This window comes from Pseudomonas sp. Marseille-P9899 (genome assembly GCF_903166565.1).
Classification (GTDB): Bacteria; Pseudomonadota; Gammaproteobacteria; order Pseudomonadales; family Pseudomonadaceae; genus Aquipseudomonas; species Aquipseudomonas huaxiensis.
The window spans coordinates 240,461-258,454 of the sequence record NZ_CAESCG010000003.1 but is presented as its reverse complement, the minus strand read 5'-3'; the positions used below and the strand labels follow the sequence as shown (position 1 = coordinate 258,454).

Genomic DNA, 17,994 nt, shown 5'->3' with positions numbered 1-17,994 from the left:
GAAAAACCCTCAAAATATTAACAATAGTTAATGGATGTATGGCGTTCAAGACGGCTTCATCATTCCTTTTGTAGGAATGAAAAAATGGAGCTGAAACAGGCATTTGGTAAGGCCATGAGGTTGCTGAGGAAATCTCGTAGCCTCAGCCAAGAAGAGTTCGGCGGCCACAGTAGCCAAACCTACCTTAGTCAACTGGAAGCCGGAGGAAAGGGCCCTACCCTCGAAATGGTGCATGGGCTCGCCTCTGTCATGAATGTTCATCCTTTGACGATCTTGACCCAGTGCTACCTTTTTATGGACAAGGATGCCACTCTGGATTCAATCATTGAGCGCGTTCGTGAGGAGCTAAGCGTGACGCCATCGGACCGATGAGGAGGGGCGCCTGTCCCCCTTCAGCATGGACTGAGATGTCCGATCGGATGCAACCAAAGTCTGCGCGATCTGACCCTGCGGCTGGTTTGATCTTGGGCGCTACCTACGTGGAAGAGGAGAGGCAATGAAGGGCCGACGGAAGGTAAAGACTGATAAGTGGCGTATAAAGTCGGAAAATGAAGACGACGCCCGAAGGCTTTTGCGAAGGCGGGTACAGACGCAAGGAAGGTTTCTCGACATAGCAGCACATGCCGGCAAAGGAATGGAACCTGTTGGCCGAATTGCCGGTTGAGAGATAGGCTTTCACCTTTGAGGTTTGCAAATGAAGGATCCTCAGATATTAGCGCTGTGCCCATGCTCGCCGCAGGGGTGCTGGAGCATCGACCACCGAAGCTTCAAGGGCAGGTGCGAAGAAATCGTGCATCTGGCAACGCTGGTGCTTGGCAGTCGAGTGCTTGCCGCGCAATGGCTGTACAAGCCAGCAATCGGGCTAAGGCATCAGTCACCTTGCAGCACCTTGGTGACTCGATCGGGCTACCAGCAAGTTGTGACACTCCTAGGACGAATTGAACACGGTGTCTACACTTAACGCCGTTGGGTTCCATGCCAGAGGACCTGTCTACATCTCGTCTGACATAGGATTAGCTGTGTCTATCGCAGGATCTAACTCGAACCGCATCAAGCGTATGCCTAAGGGGAAGCCCCTTTGTTAGGAAGGTATTCGAGCGAACGGGCTCACGCTCCGCGGTAAACAAAGCTCTGTCTCGGATGGTGCTCAGTGGTTCGATAGCGCGGTCATTAGCGACTGGCTGCTTGCGACCTCAAGCAGACACGGCCCTAAGCTGAGTTGTCAGCGCCATCGCCGCCAGCCGGAAGCAGGATTATCACTAAACTCCTTCATACTTGCGAAAGCAGAGCTTGCCGGTGCTGGCTCCAACATCCAGCCTTCGCAGTGGGTCGAATGCTGCCAGTAGGGGGCAAGTGGGCGTAGGATGGAGGCTTCCCCATCAGCTCATAAGGAGCCGCCCCTTATGAATGAATCCGTGCGGACAACCTTGAAATGCCAAGAACCAGGTGATGGTACTGGGGATGTCATCACTGACCTCCCGGACGATATCCTCGAACGCATGGGTCTCAAAATCGGTGATTCCCTGAGCATACAGCTGATAGGCGGGAGCATAGTGCTAAAGCCAATTAGTGATGCAGACGCCCAGCCCTAAGGCAGCTTTCGACCCACAGCGGTCGTTGTCGACCGGCCGCTTCATAGGTCGATTACGCTCAGTCGCCACCTGCTGCGACCCAGGTTACCCATGACTAGAACGGCAGCAACCGAGATGCCAGCCTAGGTCTCAACACTGGTCAATGCGCTTGATTGGCCCGAATTGCTTGAACGTACACTGCAGGCGCATCGCTCGCGGTACAAACGGATCGTGGAACACTGCGGTGGCAAGGTCGACATTCACAGCGAGCAAAACCTGGGCAACCAGATTCAACTGACTTTTCTGCTCTCCAATTGAATATTGCAGCTGATACGAGCGAGTATTTCAATCGCACTTCGAGCATTCAGAGGCCGGAGTACGTGCTTCCGGCCAAGGGCTTGCAAGGGGCAGTGAAGTCTAGGGCTGAGCGATACGAGGATGTCTGGACGCTCATCATCCCGAGCACCGTGTGGAACAGGTTGTCATGGCTCAATGGCGAGTTTGTCTGGGCTTTCAAGCAGCCCATATTCAGCCGTTCGCTCTTCGCGATAGAGTCAGACATCCAGAGCACCATTGGCACCTTGGTTTGCTCGTCCGGGGCCATCGCATAGGGCAGCCCATGTAGGTAGAGGCCACCCTCTCCCAGTGACTCCCCATGATCCGAGACGTACATGAGCGCAGTGTCGAATTTGGTGTTCGCAGCCAGGATGTCGATCAGCCCGGCCGTTACGTAGTCGGTGTAGAGGATCGAGTTGTCGTAGGCATTGATCACCTCCTGCTGCTTACATTTGTCGAGCTCATTGGTCTCGCAGACCGGCTCGAATTTCTTGAACTGCGAGGGATATCGCTTGTAGTAGGCTGGGCCGTGGCTGCCTTTGTAGTGGAGCACCAGGACAGCATCGCCTTCCTGACGGTTGATGAAGTCCTCCATTTCCGAGAGCAGCACCCCGTCCTTGCACTCGTCGCTGGTGCACAGCTGAGCATCCGCATGTTGGGTAGCCTTGTGGTTAGGCACCCGGTCACAGACCCCTTTACAGCCCGAATTGTTGTCAGTCCACATTACGCTGATGCCTGCGCGCTGAAGCACATCGAGTAGCCCTTCTCGGCTCTTGGCCAAGCCGTCCTTGTACTCATCCTTGCCGACGTCCAGGAACATGCACGGCAGTGATACCGCGGTGGCGGTGCCGCAGGAACTCACATTTGAGAAGCTTATGACATTGCGTTTTTTCAGTTCCGGATTCGTATCACGGGAGTAGCCATTGAGGGAGAAGTTGGCAGAGCGTGCTGTCTCCCCCACTGCCAGCACCAGCAGCTTGGGTTTGCGAGCTGCTCCCTGCCTTTTCACTACTGCATCGGTACCGATGGTGGTCAGTTCTTTCGGCGTGGCCAACTGACGTTTCAGGTAGCCATGACTGGCCGCAAACAGGTTGGTGGGAACCAGAATGAGCCGAATCTCCCGGTTGTTGCGCAGCAAGGACGCATAAGACTGGTATTGGCTCAGCACAATGCCGGCAAGGGTGACTAGGGCAAGCGAAAGGACAATGAGTCTACTGGCCAACGCTTTGATCCAGGGCTTACGTCGGAGCGGCACCTGACTGATCAGGTAAACGGGCAATCCCCCTACCATTGCCACCCAGAGGCCGAGCTTCCAGTTCAGTAGCTCGGAGACCTCACTGACGTCGGTCTCCACGACGTTGGTGAACATGGTGTAATCAATGACGATGCCGTAAGCATTCATGAAGTAGCTGGCGAAAGCCGCACTGATCAGGATCAGGCACAGTAGCGGTTTGGCGAGCCGTGCCCATGACAGCAGACTGAGTATGGTAAACACCCAAGCAAACACAACAACTGGCAGGCTACTCGCGAGCAGCCAATTAACTTCATCGGCATTGAAAATCAGCCGCGTAAGAACACGCCAAAGCTCAGCGTTCGTAAATAGCAACAACCAAAGAGTTACCAGCCCGATGAGCAGATTGGTGCTGATGCCTTTTTGTCGAGTACTGCGAATAGCAAAGATCAATCTACTGAACAGGGTGTGAACAATGGATTTCGAAGGTGTCATTATCAAACTCTAGGAGGCTGCTGATCCATGACGCATGGCTATGGAATCCTCGGTAGCTACCAGGCAAACCATCGACAGATACTGTGCGAAGGTGGGCGTGCGGAGCGCCAGAGACCCCGAGCCCTATGGCTTAAGGGCGCTTAGGATGTTTGAGGCAAAAGAATTGAATGAGAAGTAAACTCTCGCTAGGCGCATTATTTCCGGAACACGATAACGACACGATGACCTCGTGATTACAATGCTGTCAGAATCGCAGCAATGGCTTTTTTGATTGTGATCGACCAGGCTATGATAAAAAATCGGACACGTTCGACTGCTGTGTGGTTAGTGCCACCCAGCGAATTAAATTAAATTTCATAAACAAAATGGGCTTGTTTTGTCGTACGCTCATTTTGAACTTTTACTTCAATTTAGAAGTCTTTCTCGCGAGCAGAACACTTCCTTAACTTTTGCCCGTGCTTATGTCACTTATCAATGAGGGACGAACACCATGAGCTTTTTCAAGAACATCTTGGGCGGCCACCACGGCCGGGGAAACCACGGCGGTGGTAAGCACCACAGTGGTGGGCACGGGAGCGATCGGCATGACCGCTATGACCAGCAGCAGAGCTGCGACGGCAATGACCGGGTAATTGACAGTGGGCGGGCAATATCCCAAGCCCCAATCACTGATCTGCAGCCTTGCAGGCAGTGCCGGACCGCTAACGCCCCATCTGCGCGCTTTTGTCTAAACTGCGGAACACCACTATCGAGTGGCTGCAAGGCCTGCGGCTCCTCGCTGACGTCAGGAGCGAAATTCTGCAGCCAGTGCGGCCAAGCCACGCCTTAGCGCCTGGCCACCCTGGTAAGCCAACGCGACCACCCCCCTGCGCAAGGAGAAATACGTGGGATCGAATCATGATCATGGCAGTGCAGCAGTACGTGAGGGACATCAGAAGAAGCTAGTCATGGCATTGGCCCTGACTGGCAGCTTTATGATTGCTGAAGTAATCGGTGCATGGATAACCGGCAGCTTGGCGCTGCTGTCGGATGCATCTCACATGTTCACTGACACCGCCGCCTTGGCGATATCGCTGATTGCGCTCCAGATAGCCAAGCGGCCGGCGGATCAAAAACGAACCTTTGGCTATGCGCGGTTGGAGATCCTGGCCTCCACGCTCAACGCAGTCCTGCTCTTCCTGGTGGCAATGTACATCTTGTACGAAGCCTACCAACGCTTCTTCATGCCGACGGAGATCGCCACTGGCGCGATGATGTGGATCGCGATCGCTGGCCTGATCATCAACCTTATTTCGATGCGTCTTCTGGCATCTGCCAGCAACGAGAGCCTCAATGTCAAAGGGGCTTACCTCGAAGTTTGGAGCGACATGCTCGGATCGTTGGGCGTAATCATCGCGGCTCTCATTATCCGCTTCACTGGCTGGACTTGGGTCGACACGATTGTCGCTGTTGCAATCGGCCTCTGGGTACTGCCGCGGACATGGCAGCTGCTTCGCGAGAGCCTGGGCATCCTCATGGAGGGTGTCCCAAGGGGGCTTGACGTCGCGGCAATCGAGACCACCATCCGCAACGTTGATGGCGTCACTGATGTACACGATTTGCACGTTTGGGCCGTCAGTAGCGGCAGCAACGTGATGACTTCGCACGTAGTAGTGGGTGACACAGCAGATGGAGATGCCGTGCTGGCGGGCGTCGTGGAAGCGGTCAGCGATGCGTTCGAAATCCACCACTGCACCATTCAGATCGAGCGCGCAGCTTTCCACCAGAGCATGCCGTTACCGTCGCACTGATCGGTTGGTAACCACCTGGTCAACGCACCACTCTTCAAACAGAGAGAGTGGTGTCGTAAAGGAAAGATCGGGAATGATAGGCGTCAAAACGGCAGGAGCACTTCGTGAGCGCCTTGGGAAGATTCCGACAGACTCTCTCGAGTGCCCGTAGGAGGTTCAGCAATGGCTTGGATCATCACGAAGTACTTAGTCACTGCCGGAATAGTGATTCTAGTATCAGAGCTGGCAAAACGTAGCGACAAGCTGGGTGGCCTAGTTGCCGCTCTGCCTCTGGTCACGGTCATGACGCTGATCTGGCTGTACTTGGAAAACCAGAGTATGGAAAAGATAGCTAATCATGCCTGGTATACGTTCTGGTACGTCCTTCCAACCCTGCCAATGTTTATCACTTTTCCGGTGCTGCTGCCCAAACTGGACTTTTGGCCGACGCTTATCATCAGCATCATCATCACCATGGTAAGTTTTGGGGGCTTTGCTCTGCTGCTACGTCGTTTTGGCATCGAGTTGCTGTGAGCTAAGCGCCGGGGGCAGCAAGTGGGTGGCCGCTCACCGACTATTAACGCACTCGCCTTTCACCAGGTAGCGAACCATGTGCAATTCGCCCTTCGAGTCCTCGTAGGCCATCATGCTTTTCACGTTGCCGCAGTACCGCACGTTGGGCGACACGTACACCAACTTCCCAACGTCCAGATTCATGCCATAGGTGTAGTCTTCAAGCTCTGGCATGGGCTTCTTCACGCTCTGTGCATAGCGCTCTGTAGCCTGCCGAGCAGACTGCTCAAGATCCTCATTGATCTGCACGCTACTTAGAGCATCTGTCGACAGCACAGAGAAGAGCATGAATACGGCAATTGCAGATCTAGTGGTTTTCATGAGAAGTCCATTAATAAAAAAGCGCCCACGGCGGGCGCTAAAATTCACCTTACCAAAGGAGCGTATGGTTCCAAGGTGAATGCATTGGCGTGAGCAGGGTTTCGTTACTCCCGCCATGCTGCTCCGGATGAGACGACTCCAAAGCAGCGCTGCCTGTGTGCTGTACTAAAACTAGCAAAGGCGGCTAACGACAAGATGATTGTGAAATTACAATTTGGACATGTAATAGATTGTAAAGTAATTATCTGCACTTTCGACGGATCAAGAAATCATAGCCGCGCGCAGCGCAGCGCATCCTGCGATGCCACTGATCGGTGGTTGGCAACGAGCTCTTGGTAGCTCCCCAAGGAATTTTCCTGGCAAAACAGAACGGCTTGGCAGAAATGCCGCCTTTTACGACCGAATTCACATGCCAGCTACTGAGTGCTCAACCGGCTGAAGGCCGCTGAATCCGCTAAGCTCAAAGGGTATGCCGGTATGACTGTCAGCAATCTTACGGCTACATTACAAATTTGTAGGATTTCGCCACGGCCAGCTTCTTCGCGTTAAGATTCAAGCGTCCTCAGGTGACCACGGCGTATGGACAGAGGTAGCGACTACCGCATGCCATGCACTCAGCCGAACCTTTAAACAGCCTGCAAACCTCTTGGCGGATTGGCCAATTCCTTCTTCACACCTTGAGATAAGTCATGCGCGTTCTAGTTGTCGAAGACGAAATTAAAACTGCGGAATATCTTCAGCAGGGCCTATCCGAAAGCGGGTATGTCGTAGACATTGTGCACAACGGTGTTGATGCCCTTCACCTATTCAACGTCAATGTCTATTCGTTGGTTCTCCTCGATGTGAACCTCCCAGGTATCGACGGATGGGATCTGCTGGAAACCATCAGGAAATCCAGCCGGGTCCGCATCATCATGCTCACAGCCCGTGGTCGCATCAACGACAAGCTCAAGGGATTGGATGGCGGCGCGGATGACTACTTGGTGAAGCCCTTCGAGTTTCCCGAGCTGCTTGCTCGCATCCGTTCTCTCCAGAGACGTGGCGATGAACTCGTCGAGAAGAGCTCGCTGAAGATTGCCGATCTGGAACTCGACTCCGTGCGCCATCGAGTTTTCCGTGGTGGCACACGCATCGATCTCACCACAAAAGAATTTGCGCTCCTGCACCTGCTCATGAGCAGGACGGGTGAAGCGCTGACTCGTTCCCAGATCATCTCTCTGGTCTGGGACATGAATTTTGACTGCGACACCAACGTCATCGATGTTGCGATCCGGCGATTGCGCTCAAAGATCGATGACCCGTTTGAAACCAAGCTCATTCATACGCTTCGTGGCGTTGGGTACGTTTTCGAGGAACGCGCATGAGTCCGTTCAGCCTGGCTGCAAAGCTAGGGTTCAAAGTCGGGTTGATGAGCGCAGCATTACTGCTTCTGTTCGCGACCTTTGGCTACTTGATGGTGGGTCAAGCGCTGGAAAGAAATGCCAGAGCAGACCTAGAAGTGAAGATGGCAGGCATGGCTCACAACCTGTCCACTATCAACGATATCTCCGGCGTCAACGCGGATGCGCACCAGCTAGTTGATTTGGTCATGGGCCATAACAACCTGTACGTGAGCATATTCGATACATCAACAAAGCAGGTACCTTTGCTCTCGATAGGCTCAAAGCAGGTCAATCTGGAGGTGCACAAGTTCCAGCCGGCTGCGCAGCCTAAAGAGCATGAATGGCGTGATACCCAGGACCGCCCACTGTTGAGCGCTTCTCGTATCATGCGCTTAGCCGATGGAACCGAAGTCAGCGTCTACATGACCATGGACCAGTCATCCAGTGAGGCCCTGCTCGATGCATTGCTGACCTGGGCCCTGATGATGTCGCCCGTCATCCTCGCATTGATCTTGGCCATCGCTTGGTGGACCGTGCGCCGCGGACTGCTACCTCTGACCAAGTTCTTGAAAGTTGCCTCGAAAATCTCCACCGAGAGCCTGGACCATCGCCTGCCAACGGATGGAATGCCCTCAGAGCTTAAAGAGCTCGCTGACGGCATTAACATCATGCTGGCTCGCCTAGATGACGGTGTGCAGCAGCTTTCTCAATTCTCTGACGATCTTGCTCACGAGTTGCGTGCACCGCTTTCCAACCTGATGGGTAAGGCCCAGGTTGCCTTGACCAGAGAACGATCGCTTCAAGAGTACCGGGAAGTGCTGGAATCGTGCACAGAAGAGCTGGACCGCATGAGCCGGATGGTTTCCGACATGCTGTTCCTGGCTCAGGTCAGTCACCCAGCATCCATGGTGGAGTTTGAACCCGTGTCGCTGGTCGACGAGGTTGAGCGTGTATGCGATCTCTTCAGCATTTCGGCAGAAGAAGGCGAGATCCAGCTGCAAATCTCTGGCAATGAGGACGTAGTGCGCGGTAATCGTCTCATGATTCAACGGGCCGTCTCGAACCTGGTGTCAAATGCTATTCGCTACTGCCCACGCGGCCGCACGGTCTACGTGAAGGTGCAACACGGTACGAGCGGTACGACATTGAGTGTCGGCAACCCGGGCCGGGGGATCGCGAGGGAACACCATGCGCATTTGTTTGAACGTTTCTATCGAGTGGACAAGAGCCGAGCACGGAGTGAGGGCGGTACCGGTCTAGGCTTAGCCATCGTTCAGTCGATTATGAGCTTGCATCAGGGCTCGGCGAGCGTGGAAGTAACCGAAGAGAACTTCACGTGGTTCCACCTTCACTTTCCCGAAGCCCAGTTTAAAGAACCTGTAATGGCTGCTGCTTAACCAGCGCAGACATGCATAAGCCCGTCAATTGACGGGCTTTTTTGTGTGCAAGCATCAGTGCCTGAGGACCACAGGCTCCATGGGCGATCGCAAAATCACCGACTTTATGATCCTCTGCTCCTCTGGATTGGCATTCCTCCACAGTTGGGTGAAATACTGCGCGTTCACCCTTTCCTGAGCGCTTACGCTGGCAGCAGTGTCTATAAAACGCATCGTCGTGTAGACACTGATCAACCCCAGGATGAAGAACGCTGTTGCCACGACCATCACATAACGTTTGGCCAAAACCGGGGCACGCTTGAGCTCCAGAATGGAGATATTGGCAGCCTTAGTCGCTGTAGAAAGCTCCGCGATTAGCGGTTTAATGGCCGTGTCGACTCCCCGACACGCGGCGGAATATGCCTCTGCCGCAGCTCGCAAAGCGACCTCTTCGGCATTCGACCAAGCTTTCTCGGCCTTCCGCACCTCATCTTGTATCTGCCGGCCGACAGTATCGACCTGCTCCACAAGGTCGTTCGACTTCTCCAGCACGGCGCTGCAGGTACGTGTCTGAGCGGTCAGCTCATCAATTTGGACAGTGAACTTTTCAGTGCTTCGACGAAAATCACCGATCGCAACCGCCCAGGGCTCTATGTCATTCATGGCTATCTCCGAGAGCGGCCGAAAGCCGCACTGATTATTTAAGTAGATATCAAAATTGTAATTTTAGGGAAAATTTAACATCGCCCTCAGCAATGCCGAGATAGACATGATCCTTCCAGATTTGCAGATTTAACGCATCATCCCGGCCGCCAAAATTACGGAATTGTAATTATTGACTCACCTTGTCGTTAGCTTCGCGTTCCTAAACTACAAACCAACAAAGGCCGCTAATCAGGCGGACCTAGTAAAAACCGAGGCTCACAATGAAATTTGTCAAATCGATCGCTATTGGCAGCCTGCTGCTTGGTCTCACGGGTGTCGCTTATGCCGAAGGCGGCTACGAGAGAGCGAAACAGTTCAATGAAAACTTTCGAACTGAACAGGCTCGCCTATGGAGCGATGACTCTTCGGATCAGAACAAACAGCAAGTCGCTCAAGAGCAAAAGAAAGAAAGCAAGGATGGTAAGGAACAAGCCGATAATTAATCGGCGGTTAAACAGGACTCTAAATGACGAAAGCAATTTACAAAAAAGCCAGGGTACAACCTGGCTTTTTTGTGTCTGGAATTTAGCCTTCGTCCGTACGAGACGCTCCCGCATCAATTTCTCCAGCCAATCCGTTGTTACTTTGCTGAGCGTCCTTCCAACGACACAGCATTAGCTGGCTGGCGTTTACTTCGGTGATCTTGACGCAGCTCAGGTTGACAGGCAGTTCAGCGTTGCTGTCACGCAGGCGCCTGGATAGGTAGAACGAGCTATCACGTGGCCACTTAGCAGGATCCTGAATGTTCTCTGACTTCCCGCTGCTGTAGAACTCCGACGAATACGAGCGACGGCCAGGGTAGATCAGCGGAGCCGACTGAGCTGACTGCAAATCACTCCAGGCTTCAACCACATCTCGCTGGTTCTGAGGTCGCTGCTCCATTACCCCTGCAATGATGATCCCCGCACCTACGATTGGGAGTACTACAGCGCTCGTAGCGGCAGCCCAAGTGGTCTTCGGGCCTGCATCGCAGATCCGTCCAGACAACAACATGGCCCAGGCTGGTAGAGATGGAAGCAGGTAGGTCCACAGAATGTTACCGGCGAATGTAAAGAATATGGGAGTTGCCAGCGCCCAGAGCCAGAGGTAGGCCTCGAATCGCTGCATTGATCCGCGCTTGCGAATCAGCAGAGGAAGAAAGAAAGCCCATGGCAATAGCGACAAACCGAGCTGAATCCAGATGGTGCCGTATGGCTTGGCATGAGCGCTGCCATAGAGGTCTCCAGCCCAGTTGCTGACGACGTAACGACTCCAGTGTTCACCAACGAAAAAGTATTGCATGAACCCCGGCGTTTTCATTTCGGCCGCGATATACCAGGGCAAGGATATACCGAGCATTAGGACAAGGCCGCCGATCCAGGGAAGTATCAGCACTCGCCCCCACTCTTTATAGAGAACCACCCACACGAATGCTGGCGTGCCCATAAGCACCAAAATGAGCGGACCTTTAGCCAGTAGGCCCAGGCCCAGCCCGGCGAACATCAGGTAGGCATCCGCGTTGCTGGAGCACTTCATCCAACGCCAGAATCCATAGCTGGAGAGCAAAATCGAGAACGACAGAACAGGGTCAGTCAGCACGACTCCGCTGGAGACTAGGCCAAGTGTCGTACTAGAGAAGATGATGGCGGCCCAGATTCCAGCATTACGCGAGATCTGCTGAGTACCGAGCTTGATGATGATGAAACAGCTGCCCAGATGCAGCAGCCAGGCCGGGAATCGAGCAGCGAACTCATTCACCCCGAAAACCGTCATGCTCGCAGCCTGGGTCCAGAAGGATAGCGGCGGCTTACCCCAGAACGGTACCCCGTAGTCGAACATCGGCGTGATCCAATCGTTTAACTCGACCATCTTGCGTGCCATTTCGGCATAGCGTGCCTCCGATGTGTCCATCAGTGGGTAGACGCCCAAACCCAACAAGCGCAATACCAGAATTGAACCCAGGATCCACCACAGGGGCCGCTCTTTTCTCAGATTCAGCATTTCTTACCCTCGATCAAAGGCACCGAAGCATGGAGCGACACGGGATCTGCCTTGCTGTTGCTCTTCAGGAAATAGCGAGGCCGGCGTTTGACTTCTGCGAGTGCCACGCCTAGGTACTCCCCCACCATGGCAACTCCGATGCACAGAAATGAAGCCATTCCGACGAGCAGGTGATGGACGTCGAAGCTGCCTGCTACGAGCGATGCAAGCATGTAGCAGATGCTGGAGACGAATAGACCGAAGCTGATTAGACTGAATATGCGTAGCGGTTTGCGAGAGAAACTGACGATGCTCTCAATGGCCAAATTGAAGAGGCCAGCGGCGTTCCACTTGGTGCTACCGGCATGGCGCACAGTACGATCGTAAGGCAGCTCGACGGTGCGAAAACCTACCCAGCCGATCATCCCCTTGAGTATTCTGGAACGCTCATCCAGCGCTCGAAGTGCCGCCAGTGGAGCAGGTCCGATCAGGCGGAAATCGCTGACATCGGCGGGCAGATCAACCTTTTCAACCAGGCGCTGCATGACCCAGTAGTAAGCCCGGGCACTCACACGCTTGAACCATGAATCACCGGTTCTAAGGTTGCGCTGCATGTTTACTATATCGTAGCCACGCTGCCAGAAATCCACCATGGCCGGGATGAGCTCAGGTGGGTCCTGCAGGTCGACGTCAATGAAGATTAATGCGCTGCCACGGGCATGATCTATCCCGGCGCTCAGTGCTGCCTCTTTGCCGAAGTTGCGGCTGAGGAACAGACTACGAACAGCCGATCCATCCTGATAATCGCGTAGCAAATTTGCAGTTCGATCGTTGCTTCCATCATCAATGTAGAGAATCTCACAAGAGACAGGTAGGCGCTTTACGACGCGGGTGATGCGCTGATGGAACTCTGGAATGCTCTCCTCTTCCTGAAAGCATGGAACGACTATGGTTAATAAGGGATCAGGGCGCTCGGGAAAGCGATGTAATGTCTGCATGATTGAATGTCCAGAAACGGTGTGCAATGAATCCAAGTGCAGTGAGCGTCACAGTCACTAGGACCTGGGAGATGAGCGGTGACAGATTCGACTTGATGAGCAACCACATACCCACGCCGTTGCCGATGTTTGTTGCTAGCGCGACCAGTGCAAACCGAAGAGGCTGAAATTTCCGAAAGCCATCCGCCTTAAAACAGTACGCCCTATTACCTATGAAGCTTGCAATAGCGCCTACCAGGCCGCCGAAAATACTGGCTAGAAATGGCGTAGACATCTCTGTAGCTACCAGCAACAGGAACACAAAATAATGGATTGCAGTGGCTATGAATCCGATCCCTAGATAACGAATCAGTAACCTATAAAGAGGTGGGCTTTTATTTTCCATGTCCGAAGCCTATGGAGGCAAAGGTGAAAAAATGGTGAATCAAATGTAAAAGCACCGCTACCTAAACACACATGTTTCGAGGAACAAAAAAACGGGATGCTAGGCTAGCAGGCTATAATATCAGCAGGATTGCTTGAAAATTACGCTTTGGCAATGAAGGGCCTCCAATAACGCACGCATGACCTACACATTACAATGTTGACAATATAAGGAATGCCGGGCGGCGTTGAGATAAATTCCCCGCATCAAGGGGGACCTAATGGTTACACAAAATGAAACATATACAAGCGGCTCTGTTTCTTACAGTCCTGACATATTGGATGATCTGCCAATTGATGATCAGCTAGCGCTAGAATTTTTCGCAACAGCACGTTGTGCGAGTTTCAAACAGGCTGCCCGAGGGCTCAATGTACCGGTGGTAGGCTTGCGGAAACGCCTAGAAAAGCTTGAGGAGCACATCGGTGCTCCAGTATTTGTCTATAAGCACAACAAGCTTGCTCTGACGCGCACAGGCGAAAGGGTCAGTCATTACCTGAGCCAGCTCTTCGGCCCAGACGGCCTCGGCAAGGCCGGCGAGAAGGAAGTGCCCAGGCTTACCATCGCGATCACGGAGCCGGTGCTCAGCGACATCGTGAACCGCGATCTGGTCGCATATGTGCGGGATCATGCCGAAATGCAACTAGAAATCCACTCTGAGTGCACAGCGAGAATGCTCTCTGAGTGTGAAGTTGATGTAGGCATAATTTTCGTCACCCCGGATGATGACGGCGAGCTCGATCGAAACCCTACCTATAGGTTTGAAAGGCTTGGTCGAATTGGGCATTCGCTGTTTATTTCCAGTCGCTACTCACGAAGCGTCACGCTGCCAGTTGAGAACGTGGATCTGCATAACTTCATGCTCGTTGTCCCTTGGGATGATGAGATCTTGGCAGACTCACAAAAATGGGCTTCGATAATGGCCGAGCATCAGGGAGGCACAACACGGGTAAAAAACTATAACTTGTCACGCGGCCTCGTCGTCGGAGGCGCTTGCATCGGTGTGCTGCCGGACTACAGTAGAAAAATGGAAAGGAACATCATTCCTATACCGGGTTTCCTGGATGACCTAGTGGAGAAAGATATCTATCTTGTTATCAAATCGACATGCATTCGTAACCCACAGGTATTGGAGATCCGCAGATTGATAAAAAAGAGCTTTTTTGATAAGAAGGATTGGCTTGTTCGGTGACAATTTTGTTAGGTTACAAAATCTCCCCTTAACACTCCAGCAACACAACTGTCATTTTTGCTTGCAAACTAGTCAGAGTGCTTAGAACAAAGGCATCTTGTTACAGCGGGTGACGAACGTGACCTGCTCCTATCTTCAAGATCTATAACGGCCGGCACAGGGCGAAACAATCTGTCGGCTGCTAGCACTTAACACACGAGAGGCAAGCAATGATCCGTTCTTCGAACATGCGGGAAAAGCTGTTGGTCGCTGCAATAGTAGGCACATTTTCCTCGCAAGCATTTTCCGGAACAGTCACTACCGACGGAGCTGACCTAGTTCTAAAAACCAAGGGCGGTCTTGAACTTTCTACCACCGACAAGGAATTCAGCTTCAAATTGGGCGGTCGCGTTCAGGCCGACTATGGCCGATTCGACGGTGTCTTCACCAAGAACGGCGATACCGCAGATGCGGCCTACTTCCGTCGCGCCTACATCGAGTTCGGCGGCACTCTGTACCGAGACTGGAAATACCAGGTCAACTATGACCTGTCCCGCAACACTGGTAACGACTCCGATGGCTACTTTGATGAGGCCAGCCTGACGTACACCGGCTTCGCCCCAGTCCAGCTGCGTTTCGGCCGCTTCTACACCGATTTCGGTCTTGAGAAGGCAACCAGCTCGAAGTGGACAACTGCCATGGAGCGAAACCTCTCCTACGACGTAGCCGACTGGATCAACGACAACGCCGGCATGGGTGTTCAGGCGACCAGCACCATCGCTGACATGGCCTACCTGTCGGGTAGCGTTTTCAGCGAAACCAACAACGACTCCGACGGTGACAGCACCAAGCGCTACAACGTGCGTGGTGTTTTCGCACCGCTGCACTCTGACGGTAATGTCCTGCATGTCGGTGCCCAGTATGCCTATCGCGACCTCAAGGACAGCGCCGTCGACACCCGTATACGCTCGCGCCTGGGCGTTCGCGGTGTAGACACCAACGGCGGCGGCGATGCGGGAACCAACGGCAATCGCATGCTGTTCGGTGGTGCTGCTGCGCAAGAAGGCCTTTGGGACAACGATTCGGTCTGGGGCGTTGAAGGCGCCTGGGCCACGGGTCCATTCTCCGTTCAAGCTGAGTACCTTCGCCGCAAGCTGAAGGCTGATCAGTCCGCCAATGACATGAAGGCTTCGGGTTACTACGCACAGATGGCGTACACGCTGACCGGCGAACCGCGAATTTATAAGCTCGACGGCGCGAAATTCGACACCATCAAGCCACAGAACAAAGATCTGGGCGCCTGGGAAGTTTTCTACCGCTTCGACGATATCAAGGTCGAGGATGGCAATCTGGTTGCCACCGCGGACCAATCCGATGAACGCAAGGCCAAGAGCCACACGGTCGGCGTGAACTGGTACGTCAACGAGGCGGTGAAAGTCAGTGCCAACTACATCAACGTGCGCACAGACAACAACGAAAACACTGTCGGCGACGACAAAGGCAACGCCTTCATCACTCGCCTACAATACGTGTTCTGATTCCCCAATCAGGTGACACAAAAAAGCCGGGAGCGCTCAGTGCACTCCCGGCTTTTTTGTGCGCTTCGTTCAATGATCAGGCGTCTTTACGATAAGCCAACAGGCGAAGGGCATTGAACACGACAAGGAGCGTGGAACCCTCATGAATGGCAACGGCAGCGCCGATGCTCAAGCCCATGATGGTGGAGGGAACCAGGATGGCCACGATTCCGAGGCTGACGAACAGGTTCTGGCGAATGATCGAGCGGGTGTGACGACTGAGGCCGACCGCAAAGGGAAGCTGCCGGATGTCGTCTGCCATCAGCGCGATATCGGCCGTTTCCAAGGCGACATCGGAGCCTGCCGCCCCCATTGCGATGCCTACGCTCGAATGGGCCATGGCAGGCGCATCATTCACGCCGTCGCCCACCATGGCGACTTGGGAGCTGAGGCGAAGGTTCTTGATCGCCTGTACCTTGTCGTCTGGCATCAGATCTCCCCACGCTTCGTCCAGGCCGACTTGCCTGCCCACTGCTTCGGCGACGCGGTTGTGGTCCCCGGAAATCATGATCATGCGGTCGATGCCCATTTCCCTGAGTTTCTGGAGTGCCTCTTTCGCTCCTTCTCGGGGGGTGTCCAACAAGCCGATCACCCCCAGATCCTTGTCAGCACGGCGCACCACCATGGTAGTGCGGCCCGACTGGCGCAGGCGCTCTGCTGCCTCTAGGGCGGCTTTGCTAAGGGCCGGAATGGCGTCGGCACCGAACATCTCGACTTTGCCAATCCAGACGAACTGATCATCCAGCTCAGCGCGTACGCCGCGGCCAACCAGGTTTTTCAGGTTCCTGGCCTGGTATTTGCCCCTGCTACCAATCATCTCCTCGCCGTCGCGCACGATAGCTGCGGCGAGTGGGTGGTCGCTCATAGACTCCACTGCGATAGCGACGGCCAGCAGGTCCGGAACCTGGGTACCGGCTAGCGGTATCACATCGGTGATGCGGGGACGCCCCTCGGTCAGGGTGCCGGTTTTGTCGAAGGCCATGGCATTCAAAGAACCGAGTTCTTCGAGCGGAGCACCGCCCTTGATCAGTACCCCGCCTCTGGCAGCCCTGGCGATGCCGGAAAGAATGGCGCTGGGTGTAGCAATCGCAAGCGCACACGGGCTGGCTGCGACCAAGACCGCCATGGCACGGTAGAACGAATCACGGAATGGCTCATCGATGAAAATGCCAGCACACATCAGCCCTACCACCAGAAGCAGGACCAAGGGGACGAACACCCTTTGGAAACGGTCTGTGAAGCGTTGAGTCGGCGACTTTCTGACCTCGGCTTCACTGACCATTTTGATGACCCGCGCCAGGGTGCTTTCCGTGGAGCGACGCGTTACTTCGACCTCAATCAGGGTTTCGCCATTGATGGTGCCGGCGAAGACTTTCGACACAGCATCCACGGCATCCGGCTTGCTGCGGGCAAGAGCGGCATCAGCGACTGGTTGCTTGTCCACCGGGACGCTCTCACCAGTCACGGGAGCCTGGTTGATGCTTGAAGAGCCTACGACCACAAAGCCATCGGCCGGCAAACGGTCATTGGGGCGTACGATGACAATGTCGCCAGGCACGAGGAGTTCTACAGGCAACTCCTTCGTGCCGTTTGTGCTCCGCACGATGGCGGTGGCAGGGGCGAGCTTGGAAAGTGCCTCGATGGCTTTCTTGGCTCTGCCCATCGCATAGCTTTCCAGTGAATGCCCCAGGCTGAACAGGAACAACAGCAGTGCACCTTCTGCCCAGGCGCCAATGCTCGCGGCCCCCGCTGCGGCGAGCAGCATCAGCGTGTCGATTTCGAAGCGCTTCTGGCGGATATTGCTGATCGCCTCCTTGGTGGTGAACCATCCACCGAACACGTAGGCAGATACGTACAGAACTAGCGGCAGCCTGTCGATCAGCCCGAGCTTTCCGGCCAGAACTCCGGCACCGAGCAGCGCACCACAGATCAGTGCGAAGACCAACTCGGTGTTCATGCCGAAGATGCCCCCATGCTCATGGCTGTGGCCTTCGTGCCCCGCTTGGTCGTCGGGGCGTTCAAGCAAACTTTTCATAACTCGTACCTTCTGGGGTATCGCTATTGATTAGCTGAAATCTATTTCACGGCTTGCCCGAGGGCTGATCATTA

At 54.2% G+C, this 17,994-nt stretch carries 18 protein-coding genes; 11 read left to right on the top strand and 7 right to left on the bottom strand.

Annotation, left to right across the window (positions count from 1 at the left end):
* Window positions 1–84 precede the first annotated feature (84 nt).
* The 3 genes from HWV67_RS17015 (at window position 85) to HWV67_RS32140 (ending at window position 1,592) form a co-directional block, all read left to right on the top strand.
* Entirely contained in the window at window positions 85–372 is a 288-nt protein-coding gene (locus tag HWV67_RS17015; RefSeq protein WP_059395176.1) for a helix-turn-helix domain-containing protein, read from the top strand.
* Between the two features lie 322 nt (window positions 373–694).
* Entirely contained in the window at window positions 695–961 is a 267-nt protein-coding gene (locus HWV67_RS32145) for an antitoxin Xre/MbcA/ParS toxin-binding domain-containing protein (RefSeq protein WP_080761430.1), read from the top strand.
* Between the two features lie 403 nt (window positions 962–1,364).
* A complete protein-coding gene (locus HWV67_RS32140; protein ID WP_371928076.1) occupies window positions 1,365–1,592 on the top strand; it encodes an AbrB/MazE/SpoVT family DNA-binding domain-containing protein in 228 nt (75 codons plus the stop codon).
* A gap of 343 nt (window positions 1,593–1,935) precedes the next feature.
* Here the strand turns inward: HWV67_RS32140 and HWV67_RS17005 are convergent, their stop codons facing one another.
* Window positions 1,936–3,633, bottom strand: a complete 1,698-nt coding sequence (locus HWV67_RS17005) for a phosphoethanolamine transferase (protein WP_034138157.1) — start codon at window positions 3,631–3,633, stop codon at window positions 1,936–1,938.
* Window positions 3,634–4,123: 490 nt separating this feature from the next.
* Here HWV67_RS17005 and HWV67_RS17000 point away from each other — a divergent pair, with 490 nt between their 5' ends.
* From HWV67_RS17000 to HWV67_RS16990, 3 genes are all read left to right on the top strand, one after another.
* Entirely contained in the window at window positions 4,124–4,462 is a 339-nt protein-coding gene (locus HWV67_RS17000) for a zinc ribbon domain-containing protein (protein WP_080761431.1), read from the top strand.
* 55 nt (window positions 4,463–4,517) lie between these two features.
* Entirely contained in the window at window positions 4,518–5,423 is a 906-nt protein-coding gene (locus tag HWV67_RS16995; protein WP_034138158.1) for a cation diffusion facilitator family transporter, read from the top strand.
* Window positions 5,424–5,585: 162 nt separating this feature from the next.
* Window positions 5,586–5,936: a DUF3147 family protein gene (locus tag HWV67_RS16990; protein ID WP_034138159.1), complete on the top strand. Its 351-nt coding sequence runs from the start codon at window positions 5,586–5,588 to the stop codon at window positions 5,934–5,936.
* A gap of 33 nt (window positions 5,937–5,969) precedes the next feature.
* On the opposite strand, the gene HWV67_RS16985 is transcribed toward HWV67_RS16990, so the two are convergent.
* The gene (locus tag HWV67_RS16985; RefSeq protein ID WP_034138160.1) at window positions 5,970–6,296 is read right to left on the bottom strand and encodes a DUF2790 domain-containing protein; all 327 of its coding nucleotides are present in this window, start codon (window positions 6,294–6,296) and stop codon (window positions 5,970–5,972) included.
* Window positions 6,297–6,985: 689 nt separating this feature from the next.
* On the opposite strand from HWV67_RS16985, the gene HWV67_RS16980 reads away from it, so the two are divergent.
* Both HWV67_RS16980 and HWV67_RS16975 read left to right on the top strand, forming a co-directional pair.
* Complete coding sequence (locus tag HWV67_RS16980; RefSeq protein WP_034138161.1) at window positions 6,986–7,660, top strand: heavy metal response regulator transcription factor; 675 nt, start codon at window positions 6,986–6,988, stop codon at window positions 7,658–7,660.
* Entirely contained in the window at window positions 7,657–9,075 is a 1,419-nt protein-coding gene (locus HWV67_RS16975) for a heavy metal sensor histidine kinase (RefSeq protein ID WP_034138162.1), read from the top strand. Before HWV67_RS16980 ends, HWV67_RS16975 begins: the two co-directional genes overlap by 4 nt.
* Window positions 9,076–9,129: 54 nt before the next feature.
* Here the strand turns inward: HWV67_RS16975 and HWV67_RS16970 are convergent, their stop codons facing one another.
* Entirely contained in the window at window positions 9,130–9,717 is a 588-nt protein-coding gene (locus HWV67_RS16970) for a hypothetical protein (protein ID WP_125923841.1), read from the bottom strand.
* Between the two features lie 263 nt (window positions 9,718–9,980).
* On the opposite strand from HWV67_RS16970, the gene HWV67_RS16965 reads away from it, so the two are divergent.
* Window positions 9,981–10,202, top strand: coding sequence for a hypothetical protein (locus tag HWV67_RS16965; RefSeq protein ID WP_059395178.1), 222 nt, complete (start codon window positions 9,981–9,983; stop codon window positions 10,200–10,202).
* A gap of 82 nt (window positions 10,203–10,284) precedes the next feature.
* Here the strand turns inward: HWV67_RS16965 and HWV67_RS16960 are convergent, their stop codons facing one another.
* The 3 genes from HWV67_RS16960 to HWV67_RS16950 are packed head-to-tail and all read right to left on the bottom strand — an operon-like array spanning window position 10,285 to window position 13,101.
* Window positions 10,285–11,739 carry an ArnT family glycosyltransferase gene (locus tag HWV67_RS16960; RefSeq protein ID WP_059395179.1) on the bottom strand — a complete coding sequence of 485 codons (1,455 nt, stop codon included), beginning with the start codon at window positions 11,737–11,739 and terminating at the stop codon, window positions 10,285–10,287.
* A complete protein-coding gene (locus HWV67_RS16955) occupies window positions 11,733–12,716 on the bottom strand; it encodes a glycosyltransferase family 2 protein (protein WP_175652079.1) in 984 nt (327 codons plus the stop codon). The genes HWV67_RS16960 and HWV67_RS16955 overlap by 7 nt, the downstream gene beginning before the upstream one ends.
* Window positions 12,682–13,101, bottom strand: a complete 420-nt coding sequence (locus HWV67_RS16950) for a GtrA family protein (RefSeq protein WP_080889212.1) — start codon at window positions 13,099–13,101, stop codon at window positions 12,682–12,684. The genes HWV67_RS16955 and HWV67_RS16950 overlap by 35 nt, the downstream gene beginning before the upstream one ends.
* Window positions 13,102–13,360: 259 nt before the next feature.
* Here HWV67_RS16950 and HWV67_RS16945 point away from each other — a divergent pair, with 259 nt between their 5' ends.
* Both HWV67_RS16945 and HWV67_RS16940 read left to right on the top strand, forming a co-directional pair.
* Window positions 13,361–14,329: a LysR family transcriptional regulator gene (locus HWV67_RS16945; RefSeq protein WP_103438541.1), complete on the top strand. Its 969-nt coding sequence runs from the start codon at window positions 13,361–13,363 to the stop codon at window positions 14,327–14,329.
* A 209-nt stretch (window positions 14,330–14,538) separates the two neighbouring features.
* Window positions 14,539–15,846 carry an OprO/OprP family phosphate-selective porin gene (locus HWV67_RS16940; protein WP_034137073.1) on the top strand — a complete coding sequence of 436 codons (1,308 nt, stop codon included), beginning with the start codon at window positions 14,539–14,541 and terminating at the stop codon, window positions 15,844–15,846.
* Window positions 15,847–15,922: 76 nt separating this feature from the next.
* Here the strand turns inward: HWV67_RS16940 and HWV67_RS16935 are convergent, their stop codons facing one another.
* On the bottom strand, window positions 15,923–17,920 hold the full coding sequence (locus HWV67_RS16935) for a heavy metal translocating P-type ATPase (RefSeq protein ID WP_034137072.1): 1,998 nt from the start codon (window positions 17,918–17,920) through the stop codon (window positions 15,923–15,925).
* Window positions 17,921–17,994 lie beyond the last annotated feature (74 nt).

Excerpts from the sequence above, each read along its gene's own strand:
- HWV67_RS17015 (WP_059395176.1), top strand. The coding sequence starts at position 85 with ATGGAGCTGAAACAGGCATTTGGTAAGGCCATGAGGTTGCTGAGGAAA.
- HWV67_RS32145 (WP_080761430.1), top strand. The coding sequence starts at position 695 with ATGAAGGATCCTCAGATATTAGCGCTGTGCCCATGCTCGCCGCAGGGG.
- HWV67_RS32140 (WP_371928076.1), top strand. The coding sequence starts at position 1,365 with ATGGAGGCTTCCCCATCAGCTCATAAGGAGCCGCCCCTTATGAATGAA.
- HWV67_RS17005 (WP_034138157.1), bottom strand. The coding sequence starts at position 3,633 with ATGACACCTTCGAAATCCATTGTTCACACCCTGTTCAGTAGATTGATC.
- HWV67_RS17000 (WP_080761431.1), top strand. The coding sequence starts at position 4,124 with ATGAGCTTTTTCAAGAACATCTTGGGCGGCCACCACGGCCGGGGAAAC.
- HWV67_RS16990 (WP_034138159.1), top strand. The coding sequence starts at position 5,586 with ATGGCTTGGATCATCACGAAGTACTTAGTCACTGCCGGAATAGTGATT.
- HWV67_RS16985 (WP_034138160.1), bottom strand. The coding sequence starts at position 6,296 with ATGAAAACCACTAGATCTGCAATTGCCGTATTCATGCTCTTCTCTGTG.
- HWV67_RS16980 (WP_034138161.1), top strand. The coding sequence starts at position 6,986 with ATGCGCGTTCTAGTTGTCGAAGACGAAATTAAAACTGCGGAATATCTT.
- HWV67_RS16975 (WP_034138162.1), top strand. The coding sequence starts at position 7,657 with ATGAGTCCGTTCAGCCTGGCTGCAAAGCTAGGGTTCAAAGTCGGGTTG.
- HWV67_RS16970 (WP_125923841.1), bottom strand. The coding sequence starts at position 9,717 with ATGAATGACATAGAGCCCTGGGCGGTTGCGATCGGTGATTTTCGTCGA.
- HWV67_RS16965 (WP_059395178.1), top strand. The coding sequence starts at position 9,981 with ATGAAATTTGTCAAATCGATCGCTATTGGCAGCCTGCTGCTTGGTCTC.
- HWV67_RS16960 (WP_059395179.1), bottom strand. The coding sequence starts at position 11,739 with ATGCTGAATCTGAGAAAAGAGCGGCCCCTGTGGTGGATCCTGGGTTCA.
- HWV67_RS16955 (WP_175652079.1), bottom strand. The coding sequence starts at position 12,716 with ATGCAGACATTACATCGCTTTCCCGAGCGCCCTGATCCCTTATTAACC.
- HWV67_RS16950 (WP_080889212.1), bottom strand. The coding sequence starts at position 13,101 with ATGGAAAATAAAAGCCCACCTCTTTATAGGTTACTGATTCGTTATCTA.
- HWV67_RS16945 (WP_103438541.1), top strand. The coding sequence starts at position 13,361 with ATGGTTACACAAAATGAAACATATACAAGCGGCTCTGTTTCTTACAGT.
- HWV67_RS16940 (WP_034137073.1), top strand. The coding sequence starts at position 14,539 with ATGATCCGTTCTTCGAACATGCGGGAAAAGCTGTTGGTCGCTGCAATA.
- HWV67_RS16935 (WP_034137072.1), bottom strand. The coding sequence starts at position 17,920 with ATGAAAAGTTTGCTTGAACGCCCCGACGACCAAGCGGGGCACGAAGGC.